The organism is Dyella sp. 2HG41-7 (assembly GCF_021390675.1).
GTDB lineage: Bacteria > Pseudomonadota > Gammaproteobacteria > Xanthomonadales > Rhodanobacteraceae > Dyella_B.
In genome coordinates, this window is the sequence record NZ_JAJEJV010000004.1 from 2,964,390 (window position 1) to 2,978,484 (window position 14,095).

Annotated in this window: 14 protein-coding genes and 5 tRNA genes; 7 read left to right on the forward strand and 12 right to left on the reverse strand. The window is 59.7% G+C overall.

The genetic code is table 11. From position 1 onward, the window contains the following. Positions 1-92 precede the first annotated feature (92 nt). The 8 genes from L0U79_RS14620 to L0U79_RS14655 form a co-directional block, all read right to left on the reverse strand. Positions 93-168: transfer RNA gene (locus L0U79_RS14620), tRNA-Lys, on the reverse strand. Between the two features lie 15 nt (positions 169-183). Continuing rightward, positions 184-260 (reverse strand) — tRNA-His (locus L0U79_RS14625). A 15-nt stretch (positions 261-275) separates the two neighbouring features. Further along, positions 276-352, reverse strand: a tRNA-Arg gene (locus L0U79_RS14630). A 24-nt stretch (positions 353-376) separates the two neighbouring features. Next, positions 377-453: transfer RNA gene (locus L0U79_RS14635), tRNA-Pro, on the reverse strand. 171 nt (positions 454-624) lie between these two features. Then, positions 625-701: transfer RNA gene (locus L0U79_RS14640), tRNA-Arg, on the reverse strand. 172 nt (positions 702-873) lie between these two features. Beyond that, a complete protein-coding gene (locus tag L0U79_RS14645) occupies positions 874-1,677 on the reverse strand; it encodes an amidohydrolase (RefSeq protein ID WP_233842990.1) in 804 nt (267 codons plus the stop codon). Further along, positions 1,665-2,810 (reverse strand): pyridoxal phosphate-dependent aminotransferase, encoded by a 1,146-nt coding sequence (locus L0U79_RS14650; protein WP_233842991.1) that lies wholly within the window; start codon positions 2,808-2,810, stop codon positions 1,665-1,667. The genes L0U79_RS14645 and L0U79_RS14650 overlap by 13 nt, the downstream gene beginning before the upstream one ends. A 41-nt stretch (positions 2,811-2,851) precedes the next feature. Further along, positions 2,852-3,841, reverse strand: coding sequence for a LysR substrate-binding domain-containing protein (locus L0U79_RS14655; RefSeq protein ID WP_233842992.1), 990 nt, complete (start codon positions 3,839-3,841; stop codon positions 2,852-2,854). Positions 3,842-3,955: 114 nt separating this feature from the next. On the opposite strand from L0U79_RS14655, the gene L0U79_RS14660 reads away from it, so the two are divergent. After that, complete coding sequence (locus tag L0U79_RS14660; RefSeq protein WP_233842993.1) at positions 3,956-4,537, forward strand: NAD(P)H-dependent oxidoreductase; 582 nt, start codon at positions 3,956-3,958, stop codon at positions 4,535-4,537. Positions 4,538-4,604: 67 nt separating this feature from the next. On the opposite strand, the gene zipA is transcribed toward L0U79_RS14660, so the two are convergent. The 4 genes from zipA to L0U79_RS14680 all read right to left on the reverse strand — a co-directional run bounded on the left by zipA (position 4,605) and on the right by L0U79_RS14680 (position 9,827). Continuing rightward, positions 4,605-5,612, reverse strand: a complete 1,008-nt coding sequence (zipA, locus tag L0U79_RS14665; protein WP_233842994.1) for a cell division protein ZipA — start codon at positions 5,610-5,612, stop codon at positions 4,605-4,607. Between the two features lie 11 nt (positions 5,613-5,623). Next, positions 5,624-9,133: a chromosome segregation protein SMC gene (gene smc, locus L0U79_RS14670; protein WP_233842995.1), complete on the reverse strand. Its 3,510-nt coding sequence runs from the start codon at positions 9,131-9,133 to the stop codon at positions 5,624-5,626. A 134-nt stretch (positions 9,134-9,267) separates the two neighbouring features. Beyond that, positions 9,268-9,528 (reverse strand): BolA family protein, encoded by a 261-nt coding sequence (locus tag L0U79_RS14675; protein WP_233842996.1) that lies wholly within the window; start codon positions 9,526-9,528, stop codon positions 9,268-9,270. After that, on the reverse strand, positions 9,525-9,827 hold the full coding sequence (locus L0U79_RS14680) for a YciI family protein (protein ID WP_233842997.1): 303 nt from the start codon (positions 9,825-9,827) through the stop codon (positions 9,525-9,527). Before L0U79_RS14680 ends, L0U79_RS14675 begins: the two co-directional genes overlap by 4 nt. Positions 9,828-10,152: 325 nt before the next feature. On the opposite strand from L0U79_RS14680, the gene L0U79_RS14685 reads away from it, so the two are divergent. The 6 genes from L0U79_RS14685 to L0U79_RS14710 all read left to right on the forward strand — a co-directional run bounded on the left by L0U79_RS14685 (position 10,153) and on the right by L0U79_RS14710 (position 14,072). Continuing rightward, positions 10,153-10,473: a hypothetical protein gene (locus tag L0U79_RS14685; RefSeq protein WP_233842998.1), complete on the forward strand. Its 321-nt coding sequence runs from the start codon at positions 10,153-10,155 to the stop codon at positions 10,471-10,473. A 4-nt stretch (positions 10,474-10,477) separates the two neighbouring features. After that, positions 10,478-10,855: a GntR family transcriptional regulator gene (locus L0U79_RS14690; RefSeq protein ID WP_233842999.1), complete on the forward strand. Its 378-nt coding sequence runs from the start codon at positions 10,478-10,480 to the stop codon at positions 10,853-10,855. Continuing rightward, positions 10,852-11,709, forward strand: a complete 858-nt coding sequence (locus tag L0U79_RS14695; protein WP_233843000.1) for an ABC transporter ATP-binding protein — start codon at positions 10,852-10,854, stop codon at positions 11,707-11,709. The genes L0U79_RS14690 and L0U79_RS14695 overlap by 4 nt, the downstream gene beginning before the upstream one ends. Beyond that, complete coding sequence (locus L0U79_RS14700; RefSeq protein WP_233843001.1) at positions 11,706-12,671, forward strand: ABC-2 transporter permease; 966 nt, start codon at positions 11,706-11,708, stop codon at positions 12,669-12,671. Before L0U79_RS14695 ends, L0U79_RS14700 begins: the two co-directional genes overlap by 4 nt. A gap of 49 nt (positions 12,672-12,720) precedes the next feature. Further along, complete coding sequence (locus tag L0U79_RS14705; RefSeq protein ID WP_233843002.1) at positions 12,721-13,242, forward strand: hypothetical protein; 522 nt, start codon at positions 12,721-12,723, stop codon at positions 13,240-13,242. Positions 13,243-13,367: 125 nt separating this feature from the next. Beyond that, positions 13,368-14,072 (forward strand): YggN family protein, encoded by a 705-nt coding sequence (locus L0U79_RS14710; RefSeq protein ID WP_233843003.1) that lies wholly within the window; start codon positions 13,368-13,370, stop codon positions 14,070-14,072. Positions 14,073-14,095 lie beyond the last annotated feature (23 nt).

Consider the following 14,095-nt stretch of genomic DNA (forward strand, 5'->3'; position numbering starts at 1 on the left):
GCGCTCCATGCCTTGTCCGGCATAGGCCGAACGCCCTTTCGGAACCCAAAGAAAAAGGCACCTAGACGGGGGTCTAGGTGCCTTCGTTTAGCTGGTGGGCCGTGTAGGATTCGAACCTACGACCAATTGATTAAGAGTCAACTGCTCTACCAGCTGAGCTAACGGCCCAGAACTGCTTGAAAATGGGGTGGACGATGGGACTCGAACCCACGACAACCGGAATCACAATCCGGTACTCTAACCAACTGAGCTACGCCCACCGTAAACCACGAATCTGGCGCGCCCGACAGGAATCGAACCTGCAACCGTCGGCTTAGAAGGCCGATGCTCTATCCGGTTGAGCTACAGGCGCTTTGACTAAAAGCAGAACACCTGCTGGTCGGGGCAGAGGGATTCGAACCCACGACATCCAGCTCCCAAAGCTGGCGCTCTACCAGGCTGAGCTATACCCCGTTTTTCGAAACCCGGTGAGCTTTCGCTACCGAAGTCAAGAAATGCTACGGGTGACACTCTGGCCCGTCAATCCGTATCGAACACGCCGGACTTCAACCTTGTCCGGTTTTGCAAGCGATATTCCGCCAGCAAAGCAGACACGACTTAAATCAACATCGTGTCCAATGTAAATGGCGCGCCCGGAGAGATTCGAACTCCCGACCACCAAGTTCGTAGCCTGGTACTCTATCCAACTGAGCTACGGGCGCGTGGTTAAACCTAGTTTCGCCGTGGCGGCCGCCACTGAAGTGGAAGGCGCCGAAGCAAGAAGCGGAATTATTCAGGTACTTGGGGTGATCGTCAATACTCTTTGTGAAGTTTTTTTGAAGGGTTAGTTCATCATCGAGTTGGTTTGAGCGTCTGTTTCGCGCACATCGGCGCTCATGTCATGTTGATCGTGAAGTCGTCTGCATCCATCCATGCGGGAAAACGCTCGCGATGTTGCAGCAGCGGCGCGGGATCGATCGACACCGTCACGATTTGCTCTTGCGATCCGAGTTCGACGAGCGGCTCGCCGACCGGATCGATCACCGCGCTATCGCCCGCGTACGGCAAATCGTTGCCGTCCACGCCAACGCGATTCACGCCGATCACGTAAGCAAGATTTTCGATCGCACGCGCACGCAACAGCGTGCGCCAAGGTTGCCTGCGCGGCGCAGGCCAATTGGCGACAAAAAACGCCAGGTCGTAATCCATGCCACCCGTTGCCGACTCCAAACGACGATTGCGCAACCACACGGGAAAGCGCAGGTCGTAGCAAACTTGCGGCAGGATGCGCCAGCCTTTCAACTCAACGATCAAGCGTTCCGAACCGCCGCCATATCGCGTGTGCTCGCCCGCCATGCGAAACAGATGGCGCTTGTCGTATTGCGCATACGTGCCGTCGGGTCGCGCCCAGATCAATCGGTTGTAGACCTTCTCACCTTCGCGGATTGCAACGCTGCCAGTAACGACGGCATCAACTTCGGAAGCCAGCGCGCGCATCCAGGCGATGCCCTCGCCGTCCATACCTTCGGCGCTGGCGCGCGTGTCATTGCTGAAGCCGGAAAGAAATGTTTCCGGCAACACGATCAGATCGGTCTGCTTGGCGACGCTTCGCGCCAATGCGCCGTAATACTCGCGATTGGCCGGTGCGTCATGCCATCGCGTTGCGCCTTGCACCAGCGACACCGTCAGAGTTTGCATAGGCGCTCCGCTGCCGCTTCCATCGTCGCATCGCTCTTGGCGAAACACAGACGCGCGAGACGCGTACCGGGGGCCTTATCGTAGAACGGTGTCAACGGAATCGCCGCGACACCGCCCTCTTTCACCAGCCACTCGCAGAATGCGAGATCGTCTTCGTCGCGAATCGTCGAATAATCGACCAGCTGGAAGTAACCGCCGGGCACATCCAGCAATTTCAAGCGCGAGGGCGCGAGCAATTTGCGGAAGCGATCGCGTTTGGTTTGATAGAACGCCGGAAGTTCCAGGTAATGCTCCGGCGTACTCGCGAGAAATTCCGCAAACGCAACCTGTGCCGGATGAAACGTGCAGAACGTGAGGTACTGATGCACCTTGCGGAACTCCGCGGAGAGCTTCGGCGGCGCCACGGCGTAACCGACTTTCCAACCGGTGCAGTGATAGGTTTTGCCGAAACTCGACACCACGATGCTACGCGCAGCGAGCTCCGGATGACGCAGCACGCTCTGATGCTCGGCGCCATCGTAAACGATGTGTTCGTACACTTCGTCGGACAGCACCACGATCGGCGTATCGCGCACGATTTGCGCAAGCTCGTCCAGATCTGCCGACGACAGCACCGCGCCCGACGGATTGTGCGGACTATTGATAAGGATCATGCGCGTGCGCGGCGTAATCGCATCGCGCACACGCTGCCAATCGATGGAAAAGCTCGGCACGGTAAGCGGAATATGGATCGCACGCGCGCCTTGCAGATCGATCGCCGGCTCGTAGGAATCGTAGGCGGGATCGAACACGATAACTTCGTCGCCCGCGCGCACCACGGCCGCGATCGCGGCAAACAATGCCTCCGTTGCACCGGACGTCACCGTAACGTCGGTATCTGCGCTGACTTTGTGCTTGTAAAGTCGCTCAGTCTTTTGCGCGATCTGCTCGCGCAACGCCGCCGTACCGATACCGGGCGCGTATTGATTGAGCCCGTTTGCCATCGCGCGAGTCACGGCGTCGCGAAGCGCTTGCGGCGGCTCGAAGTCCGGAAAGCCCTGACCGAGATTGACAGCCTTGTGCTGTACGGCCAAATGACTCATCACGCTGAAAATCGTGGTGCCTACTTTGGGAAGCTTGGTTTCGATGGTCATGGCCGGCCGTATGGATGTCCAAATGCAAAGACTAACATGGCTTAAGGCGCCGGCTGTCCGGGCGCCTCAATTCCTTCGAGCGGACGCTTCATGCATTGCTCGTGATTCACGCGCGTGGCTTCGGGCAAGCGCTCGGCGAGAAAATCCACCAACGCACGGACGCCTGGCAACATGCCGCGACGACTGGGATAAACAAAATGCATCATGCCTTCTGGCGCGCTCCATTCCGGCAGCACTACTTCCAGTTCGCCACTGTCGATGGCCGGCGCGCAAACAAACTCAGGCAGCAATGTGACACCAATGCCTCGTCGAGCCGCTTGCAAAAGCATGGCGAAATCGCCGGTGATGAGTTGCGCCTGCACTTCCACGCTGACACGCTCGCCTTTGGCGTCGATCAGCTCCCAAATTTGCGCGCCTTCATGCTCCTGCATGGACAAGGCCGGCAGCCGCGCCAAATCCTCTGGATGCTTTGGGCGACCGTAGGTGTCGAGCAGCGACGGGCTCGCCACGGGCAATACGCGCGATTGACCGAAGCTGCGCACGATCATGTTGGCGTCGGTATCGAGTTTGGCCCGCACGCGAATCGCAAGATCGAAACCTTCGCTGATCAGATCCACGCGGCGGTTATTCGAAAGCACGCGCACCTGAAGCTTGGGATACATCGCCATGAACTCCGGCAGGATGTACGCCAACACGGTTTGCACAATCGAAACCGGACAACTCACGCGCACGATCCCGCGCGGCTCGGCGCGCAGTTCATCGACCGCTTCCTGCGCAGCCCTCGCCTCCTCAAGAACAGCCCGGCAGTGGCCGTAGAAGCGCTCGCCGACTTCCGTCACGACAAAACGCCGCGTCGTGCGTTGCAGGAGGCGAACGCCCAATCGGTCTTCCAGTTGAGCAATCCGCTTGCTCAATCGGGACTTGGGTACGCCCAGCGCCCGCCCCGCCGACGAGAAGCCGCCGTGTTCAACCACGGACGCGAAGAAGTACAGGTCGTTCAGGTCCTGCATGGCGCCAGGCAACGTGCTCATCGTCGTTTCCCTTTTGGAACGATAAGTTCCGATCAGCCTATCTTATCGCGGCTTTGTTCGGAATATATCTTTAATCCCAACGTCGGCTCGCCCGACTTGGACCGAGATATCACCATGAAACTTTTGCATCTTGACGCAAGCTCGCTGGGTCAGCACTCCGTATCGCGCGAATTGACCGCCGCGATCGTCGCTCAGCTCGCCCAGGAACACACCGCACTGGACGTTACCTACCGCGACCTGACTGCGAACCCGCTTCCGCACTGGGCTCCGGTCGTCGATGCCGAAAGCGACGCCGCGAAGCTGGGCGAGGCCGTGATGGACGAATTTCAGGCGGCCGACATCGTTGTGATCGGCGCCCCGATGTACAACTTCTCGATTCCCAGCCAGCTCAAGGCCTGGATCGATCGCATCGCGGTGGCCGGCAAAACCTTCAGCTACACCGAGAATGGCCCGAAAGGCCTCGTTGAAGGCAAGCGCGTGATCATCGCCTCCAGCCGCGGCGGCATCTATTCCGCCGGTCCGGCTGCCGGCCTGGATTTCCAAGAAACCTATCTGCGCACCGTGCTGGGCTTTCTCGGCGTCACGAACATCGAGTTCATCCGCGCCGAAGGCGTCAACATGGGCGCCGAGCACAAGGTGAAGGCGATCGCCACCGCGCGCGACGTCATCACGACGCTGGCTGCCAAAGCCGCCTAATCAGAGCGGCATCCCCCTTCCCCTCTTAAAAGAGCGTCCCTTGCGGACGCTCTCTTTTTTTCAGCGATCAACGACCGAAGCGAATCTCGCCGCCATCGTGCTCGCGGTCCCACCCGCGCAGCTCATCGCGGATATGCGCGATACGCTGACGGCCGAGCGCATTGCGCTCTTCGTCCAGCACCTGACCATCGAGCAATTCGGCCATGCGTTGCGCTGTCGGCAACATCGCATCCCACGCATCAAGTGCAGACACCACGCCCGGCAGCGCCATGAAGAAGCTCAATCCCGGCGTGCGCAGCGCATCGAGTCGGGTCAAATCGAAACTGCCTGGCTTGAGCATATTGGCGACGCTGAAGATCGGTCCCGCTTCGCGGCGACCATCCACCAAGCGGTGATAGATGCCCATATCGCCGTATTCCAAGCCCGCTTTCTCGGCGGCGACGATCAAATCCGCACCGTTGAAGTGATGCCCTTCGCGAGCGATCACGAACAGGCTCACGATGCGCTCGACCGGCATTTGCGCGGGACGCTTGCCCAAATCGGAACGCGGCGGAATGCGAGGCGCAGGAGCCGCTGCTGGAGCTGGTGCATGGACGGGTTCGACCGCCGCAGTTGGCGTTGGAGAAACGAACGATGTCGATTCAAACGACGCCGCTTTCGGAGTCGCCGATTGCGAAGGCGCACGCAGCGCTTCGACGATGGATGCCGCATGCCCAGTCGGCTTCGGCATATGCATGGGTTCATGCCGTTGATCGGCCAACGTAGCGCCAAGTTTCTCCAGTTCCGCACGCAAACCGACATCAAGCTCGCCCTGCTGCGGCGGCGTGGGCTCGTTGAAGAACGAGTCCATGCGATCGCGCGTGCCTTCGGCGAATGCTTCGTTGTCGGCAAGGGATTCACTCAAGGTGGGCTCGCGACGTTCCGCACCCGGCTCTGGAGCGAGGCGGCGCTTGCCCTGCTCTTTCTTCGGCTCGCCGAACAACCACACCAGCGCCAACACGAGCACGCCCACGACCGCCAGCGGAATGCCCACCCAGGGATTCCATGCAAAAGCCAATTCGGATCCAAGCATCATGATCTAAGTCCTCACGCAGCTCCGGCCAACTTAGCCGCTTCAGCCAGATCGACCTGCACCAGACGGGAAACACCCGGCTCGCGCATGGTAACGCCGCAAAGCTGGCTGGCCGCTTCCATGGTGGCCTTGTTATGGCTGACAAAGATGAACTGCACCTTTTCGCTCATCTCGCGCACCATGTTGGAGAAGCGGCCCACGTTCGCTTCGTCGAGCGGCGCGTCCACCTCGTCCAGCAAGCAGAACGGTGCAGGATTCAACGCGAAAATCGCAAACACGAGCGACACGGCGGTCAACGCCTTTTCGCCACCGGACAACAACGTAATGTTCGATACGCGCTTGCCCGGCGGGCGCGCCATGATCGACACGCCGGTGCTGAGCAGATCGTCGCCGGTCAGCTCCAAATACGCGTGACCGCCGCCGAACAGGCGCGGGAACAACTCCTGCACGCCGGCATTGACGCGATCGAAGGTTTCCTTAAAGCGCTGACGCGTTTCGCGGTCGATCTTCTTGATCGCGTTTTCCAGCGTTTCCATCGCGCTGGTCAAATCAGTGAGCTGATTGTCGAGATACGTCTTGCGCTCGCTTTGTTCGGCGTGCTCCTGAATCGCCGCAAGGTTGACCGGCTCCAGACGCGCGATCTTCTGCGCGAGATCGGCGAGCTGTTGACGCCATTGCGACGCGTCCACCTCTTCGGCCAATTCGGAGAGCAGCGTTTCCAGATCCAGACCAGAGGCGGCAATCGCTTCGGCGAGCTGGTCCGCGCGCATCTGCAATGCCTGCGCCGCAAGTTTCTGCTCGGACATTTTCTCGCGCAGGCCCGCGAGCTCCTGCTCCAGATTGTGCCGTTGCTGTTCCAGCTTGCGGAATTCGATATCGCAATCTTCCAGCGCGCGACGTGCGTCGACGAGCTGACGATCCACCAACAAGCGTTGATCCAGATAGGTCTGACGCTCCGCTTCCAATTCGGCGATAGGATCGGAACCAGCCGCCAGCTGCTCGGTAATTTCGCTGCGGCGTGCTTCGATCAAACGAATCTGGCTATCCATGCGCGCGAGCGCCTGCTCCAGCGACGTCAACGAAGAACGCTTCGACTCCAAACTCAACGCCAAGGCGTGTGCCTGATCGGCGGCTTCGCGCGCGTTCATGCGCGCTTCTTCGCGCGCTTCGAGCAATGCGCGGCGTTCGTTCTCGAGTTCGCGGCGCTGATCTTCCAGATCGCCCATGTTGTTGACCGATTCGTCCAGACGCGCACGCGCATCGCGCGTTTGCGCCTGCAATTCGTCGATCTGTTCGATCAGGGCCGACAATTCGCCCGAGACTTTTTCGGCGCGCGCACGCGCGGTTTCGACCTTGCCGCGATGACTTTGCAGCTGCCCCGCCAGTTCGGATTGGCGGCGATGCGCGTTGTACAACTCGCGCTGCGCATCGTCGCGCGCGCGTTCGGCTTCGAATTTGTTGGTGCGCAGATCGTCGAGTCGCGCACCGGCTTCTTCGATGCGCGCTTCGAGCGATTCGACTTGTTCGTTCAATGTGCGAATCTCGCGCTCGCGCGCCAGCACGCCCAATTGATTGCCTTGCGCACGACGCACGCTAGCCCAGCCTGGCCCGAGCCATTCACCGGTGCGCGTGATGACCGATTGATAAGGCGCCAGCGCCGACAAACCCGACACGCGACGATGCGCGTCGTCGATATCTTCAGCGGTGAGCACGTGGCCCAGCATGGCGATGGCGGACGCCGGGCCGCGCACATGCGCCGCCAACGTACCCGCCGTGGCGGCGCCGCCTTCCGCGCCGTCAAGCAACGCCACATCGGCATTGGTCAGCGCCGAAAATTCCTTAGCCAAATCGTGCGCGCCATCCACCAGCACGCTGTCGATAAAACCGGAGAGCACCGTTTCGACCGCCGTTTCCCAGCCGGCTTCAACTTGCAGCACTTCGCCCAGGCGACGGTTTTTGTCGAGCCCGAATTGCGACAACCATCCGCTCGCGGCGCTCTCATCCTGACCTAGCGCAGCGTGCTGCAACGCTTCGAGCGATGCGAGGCGACCGCGCGCCGTCTGCAATTGCTGACGCGCATCGTTGAGCGTACTTTGAACCTGACGCTCTTCGTCGAGCACTTTCTCGTACGACATCTTGTGCTGATCGAGCATGCCACCGAGCGATTCCACGCGCTCGCGCTGCGTGTCGTGTTCGGTGTGCAACTGATCGGCGGCAGCATCGAGCGCTGCGACATCGGTGGCTTTCTGCTCGGTATCCAACGCTTCTTTGCGTTTGGACAAATCCATCGACTGACGATCGAGATACGCCAGCTTGGTGCGCTCCACTTCCGCCGCGCGACTCGCCTCGCCGGCGGTGCGCGTGTACGTATCCCAACGCTGCTGCCAGTCAGCGAGCTTGGTTTCGGTTACGCGCTGCGAATCGGCGGTTTCGTCCTGCATCTGTTGCAGGGATTCCAGTTTCGGCTCGCCTTCCGACAACGCCATGCGCAGCGTTTCCACTTGCTCGCGGTCGGTGGCGATATGTGTGGCCAGTTCGCTGTGTTCGCGCTCGGTATCGAGTTGCGCGCGCTGCAAGCGTTCGGCAGTTTCTTTGTTATAGCGAACCTGTTGCTCGACGCGCGCGATTTCGGCGCCGACTTTGTAGACCTCGGCCTGCACCGAATTCAGATGCTCGCTTGCTTCGGTGTGACGTTCGCGTCCGCTTTCGATCTGCGCTTCAATCTGGCGCTGATCGGCTAGTCGCTTTTCGATTTCAATTTCGGCTGCGGAAAGACCCTGGCCTTGACCGTCGTGCTGACTCTTGAGCCCGCGATATTCCAGCGCGCGAAGCTCGGCTTCTTTGCGGGTTTGCTCTTCCTTGTAGCCTTTCCAGCGCTCGGCGGCGCGCGCCTGGCGATTCAGGTGCTCGAGCTGCTTGTCCACTTCATCGCGCACGTCGCGCACGCGATCGAGGTTTTCACGCGTGGCCTTGATGCGGCTTTCGGTTTCCTTGCGGCGCTCTTTGTATTTGGAGATGCCGGCGGCCTCTTCCAGATGCATGCGAAGCTCTTCGGGGTGCGCTTCGATGATCTGGCTGATCATGCCCTGCTCGATGATCGAGTAGCTGCGCGCACCCAAGCCCGTGCCGAGGAACAAATCCGTGATATCGCGACGACGGCAACGCGCGCCGTTGAGGAAATACGAAGACTGACCGTCGCGCGTCACCTGACGCTTCACCGAAATTTCGGCGTATTGGCCGTATTCGCCCTGGATGGCGCCGTCTGCATTGTCAAAGATCAGCTCGACCGTGGCCTGTCCGACCGGCTTGCGAGAGCTGGAGCCTGAAAAGATCACGTCGGTCAGCGAATCGCCACGCAAACGGCTGGCGGCGCTTTCGCCCATCACCCAGCGGATGGCGTCGATGATGTTGGACTTGCCGCAACCGTTAGGCCCCACCACACCGGTCATATTGGTGGGCAAATGCAGAGTGGTCGGGTCGACGAAGGACTTGAATCCGGCGAGTTTGATCGTGGTTAGGCGCATGCAGATTCAGATGCTCAAAAGGTGATAGCCCGCGATCGCGGGCGACAGGTCACTGTGCCAAACGTAGGACAGCGCCGCAATGCATGGAGAACGATCAGTGTTCAGAGGAATGCGGCGCAAACGATTGATTCGGCTCAATCGGGCGCTTTCGCATCGATCGAAAGCGCATGAATACCCTGATCCATCAGGTCGCCGAGCGCGGCGTACACCAATCGGTGCCGCTTGATCGGCAGCTGGCCTGCGAATGCGGCGCTTACGATGCGCACGTAGAAATGCCCCTTCCCTTCGTTGGCGTGGCCGACGTGCTTGTAGCCCTCGTCCACCACATCCAGTTCGACGGGTTGAAGTGCCGCCGTCAGACGTTGGCGGATTTCCTCGGCGACCGCTGCCGTCATGCCGGCAGCACCTTGCGGAAGGGCTTCACGCTTACGTGGGCATAGACGCCGGCATCGATATAAGGATCGGCCTTGGCCCATTGCTCGGCGGCGCTCAGTGAATCGAATTCGGCCACGATCAGGCTGCCGCTAAAGCCCGCCGGGCCCGGTTGCTCCGCGTCAATGGCGGGAAATGGGCCGGCAAGAAGCAGACGACCTTCCTGTTGCAGGGCCTCCAGCCGCGCTAAATGCGCGCCACGCGCTGCGAGCCGGCGTTCAAGCGAATCGGGGTGATCCGTGCCCGTAATGGCATACCACATGGATGTTTCTCCTTCGGTCGATCCGCGATTTTATCCGACCGTGACGCGGAACACCGCCCTTCGTCTTCCGCCCATGTGATACCTGTCAGAAGCGATCCCTGACAACGGTCGCTGCCCCGCAGGGCGGCTTGCGCGCACCCTTTCCCTGCCTCGCAAAAGGACCGATCTGATCGTTCCAGATCGACCCAAGCCCAGGCGCCAAGCCATTTTCAGCCCGTCACAACGCACTAGGCCATCAGTCATAGCACGCGGTCGTTGACAGTTTCGAAGATGGTGTTATAGTTCACTACAACACCGGTCCACGAGATCACTAAGGAGAGCCGTCATGAAAGCACCGAACCCCATCGCCATCACCGCCGCGGTTCTGTTCACCACGGTAAGCCTGATTGCTTTGAGCCCGAACACCCCCAAAGCACCCGCCACCGAAATCAACGGCATGAAGGTCATCGACCTGGCGCCGGTCGTGGTTCGCCCCACTGCCGACGATCAACGCGCCGCCGCCATGCTGACCGAAGCCAGCCTGACAATCGCCAACTCGCCGATCGCCAGCAAAGCCGAAAGCGGCGCAAGCCTGCTCGGCGCGCAATTGAGCATGCCCTACTATTCGTTTGGTTCTACCAAGTTCGCCGGCATCAGCAAGGAATAAATCCATGTCCATTACCTGGAACGACAGCGTCCCGATCTATCGCCAGTTACGCGAACGCGTGGTGGCGATGATCCTGGACGGCGCCTTGAACGAGGGCGACCCGCTGCCGTCAGTACGCCAGGTTGCAGCGGATTTTCAGATCAATCCGCTGACGGTTTCGAAGGCGTACCAGGAACTGGTCGACGATCAACTTGTAGAAAAAAGGAGGGGGCTGGGCATGTTCGTTACCGACGGAGCACGCGACGCGTTGCTCAAATCCGAACGCGAGCGCTTTTTGCGCGAAGAATGGCCAGCCCTTTATGCGCGCCTGCAGCGCTTGGGGCTAGACCTTAAAGCCCTGATGCGCGAAGCGCCCAAGGACGACACGGAGAATCAACCATGAACGCGGTCGTTACCGCCAATGGCCTGAGCAAGCGTTACAAAGATACGCTCGCACTGGATAACGTGAATTTTCAGATTCCTTCCGGGCGTATTGTGGGCTTGATCGGTCCGAACGGCGCCGGAAAAACCACGGCGCTCAAGGCCATTCTGGGCCTCACCAACTTCCAGGGCCAATTGAACGTTTTGGGCCTGGACCCGCGCACACAGCGCGACAAGTTGATGGAACAAGTGTGCTTTATCGCCGACGTCGCCGTGCTGCCGCGCTGGATTCGCGTGAGCGAAGCGATCGATTTCGTCGCAAACGTGCATCCGCGCTTCAACCGCGCCAAATGCGAGGCCTTCTTGGCGCGCACCAAGCTCACGCCCAATCAACGCGTGCGGCAAATGTCCAAAGGCATGATCGTGCAGCTGCATCTCGCACTCGTCATGGCCATCGACGCCAAGCTGCTGATCCTGGACGAACCCACGCTCGGCCTGGACATTCTCTACCGCAAGCAGTTCTACCAGAACCTGCTGGAAGATTATTTCGACGAGAACAAGACGATCATCGTCACCACGCATCAAGTGGAAGAGATCGAACACATTCTCACCGACCTGATGTTTATCCGCGACGGCAAAATCGTGCTCAACACCGATATGGATGCGATGAGCGAACGTTTCGCCGAAGTCATGGTGAACGCCGATATGGCCGCCACCGCACGCCAGCTCAAACCGCTGGACGAGCGCCAAGTGTTCGGCAAGAGCATTTTCCTGTTCGACGGCGTCGATCGCACGCAACTGCAGGCACTCGGCGAAATTCGCCGTCCCTCGGTCAGCGATCTGTTCGTCGCCACCATGAAGGGGACCTACGCATGAAAACCCTATATTGGCTCGTCAAACGCGAATTCTGGGAACATCGCGGCGGCTTTATCTGGGCGCCGGTGATCACTGGCATCGTGTTTCTGGTGTTGAATCTGATGGGCATCGTGAGCGGCGAAGTATTCGGCTCACGCCACGGCCTGCACATCGGCCCGTTGGATGGTCAAGATATCGCTGCGAAGCTTCAATCGCTGGATGCGCATCAAATGCAGGAAGTGGGCTCCGCTCTGGACCTTGCGATGCTTTCGTCCAGCGGACTAATTAGCGTGGTCTTCGCCTTCGTCGTCTTTTTCTACTGCCTTGGCTCGCTCTACGACGACCGTCGCGACCGCAGCTTCCTGTTCTGGAAATCGCTGCCGATTTCCGACACCAATACCGTGCTGTCCAAAGTCATTGCGGGTGCGCTGATCGCGCCGATCGCGGTGGTGGTTTGCGGTGTTTTGACGGGTATTGCGATGCTGCTGCTGTTCGCTATCACACTGTCGTTCCATGGTGTCAGCGTGTGGTCGCTGCTGGTGCTGGCGCATCCGTTCCAGATGGTCGGTTTCTTGATCGGTAGCATTCCGCTCTACCTGCTGTGGGCGTTGCCGACCGTGGGCTGGCTGATGCTCTGCTCGTCCTGGGCTCGCACCAAACCGTTCTTGTGGGCCGTGGTGATTCCGGTTGCGCTGGGCGTCATCATCAGCTGGTTCAACCTGCTTGGCTCGGAAGATTTCAAGAGTAATTGGTACTGGCGCGATATCGTGGCCCGCGTATTGTTCAGCGTATTTCCCGGTGGCTGGTTGCACGACAGCGCCGCGCATCAACTGAGCAAAGATCCGGAAAGCATCGGCCAAGTCTTCAGCCTGTCGAACTCCTACGCCGTGCTGGCCTCGCCGAATATCTGGATTGGCGCCGCAGCCGGTATCGCGATGCTCGGCGGCGCAGTATGGTTCCGCCGCTGGCGCGACGACAGCTGAGAACGCCGATCCAATCATTCACGACGCGATCAATTCAAGGGGAACCATCATGAAATACGCAAGGACGGTAACGCTGTTTGCACTTTGCGCCGCACTCAGCGCCTGCGATGTTCCTGACACTTCCATGATGAACGGCGCTGTCACGCTCAAGGACAACGTGCTGACCTTGCATGCCAAAGACGCTCCCGACGCGCTGATAAGTTCGGACGGAGCGTTGCAGATCGACGGCAAGGACGTACCAGTTACGCCCGCGCAACGCGGCCTTCTGATGCTCTATTTCCAGAACGTTATGGACGTGCATCAGACCGGCGCGGAGATGGGTAAAATCGGCGCAAACATCGGCGCCAATGCGTTGAAGGACACCATCGACGGCAAGTCGAAAACCGAAAAGGACAACGACGCAAAAGCCGGTGGCGGCCAATTGAAAACGCTTGGGCTGAAGATTTGCCAGGACCAAGTCAACATCAAAAACGTGCAGGACCAGATCGCCGCATCGTTGCCTGCCTTCAAGCCGTACAGCCATATCGCGGATGACCACGACGGCGATAAGTGCACGAAGGACGACGATTAAGTCGATTTGCGGAGCAAGCGCCTAGGCGCTGCGGGTGTCGTATCGCAAGTTTGCCGTCGCCAAGGAATTCCACCGCCGGCACGAAGCACCCGACATCTTGTCGAACCGAATTGGGGAACACATCCATGAAAACCAACGTAGTCGCATTCGCCATACTTGCCGCGCTGCTGTTGCCGCCGCTGACCGCCTGCAGTCAATCGTCCGATGACGACGCTCATAGCGCCACGGCGCAGGCGATGAAGGAGGTGCAACAGCAGACGTCTTCGTCGGCCATCGCCGCGGAAGTTCGCAAGGGCATCGACAAGGCCAAGCAAGAGCTGCTTACGCAAGACATCGACGTGAGCAGCGTGCATATCAACAACTCCGGCATGCACGACAGCGACGATAACAAACTCCCGAAGGCCGTGATCACGCCGCAAGGCAACTTGGTGATCGCCGGCAAGCCGGTCGACGCCACCGCTGAGCAGCACGCCATGCTGGTGGATTACCGCCAGCAAATCATCGGCATCGCCGAAGCGGGCATGGACATCGGCGCCAGCGGCGCGGACGTCGGCGTCGCCGCCGCGAAACAGGCGATCGTGGGCGCACTCACCGGCAAGAGCGACAAAGAAATTGAGGCGAGCATCAAACCGCAGACCGATCAGATTGAGGCCGACGCCAAGCGCCTATGTGGTCGAATGCCCGACATGCTCGCTTCGCAACAGAAGCTGGCCGCCGCCATGCCCGCGTTCAAACCCTACGCCACGATGACGCAGAAGGACGTCGACGACTGCGGCAAGGAAATGACCGATCAGAACGGCAAAAAGGGTTCCGCCGTTTTTTCCAACTAAGTTCGAGCTGACGAGGAACGACG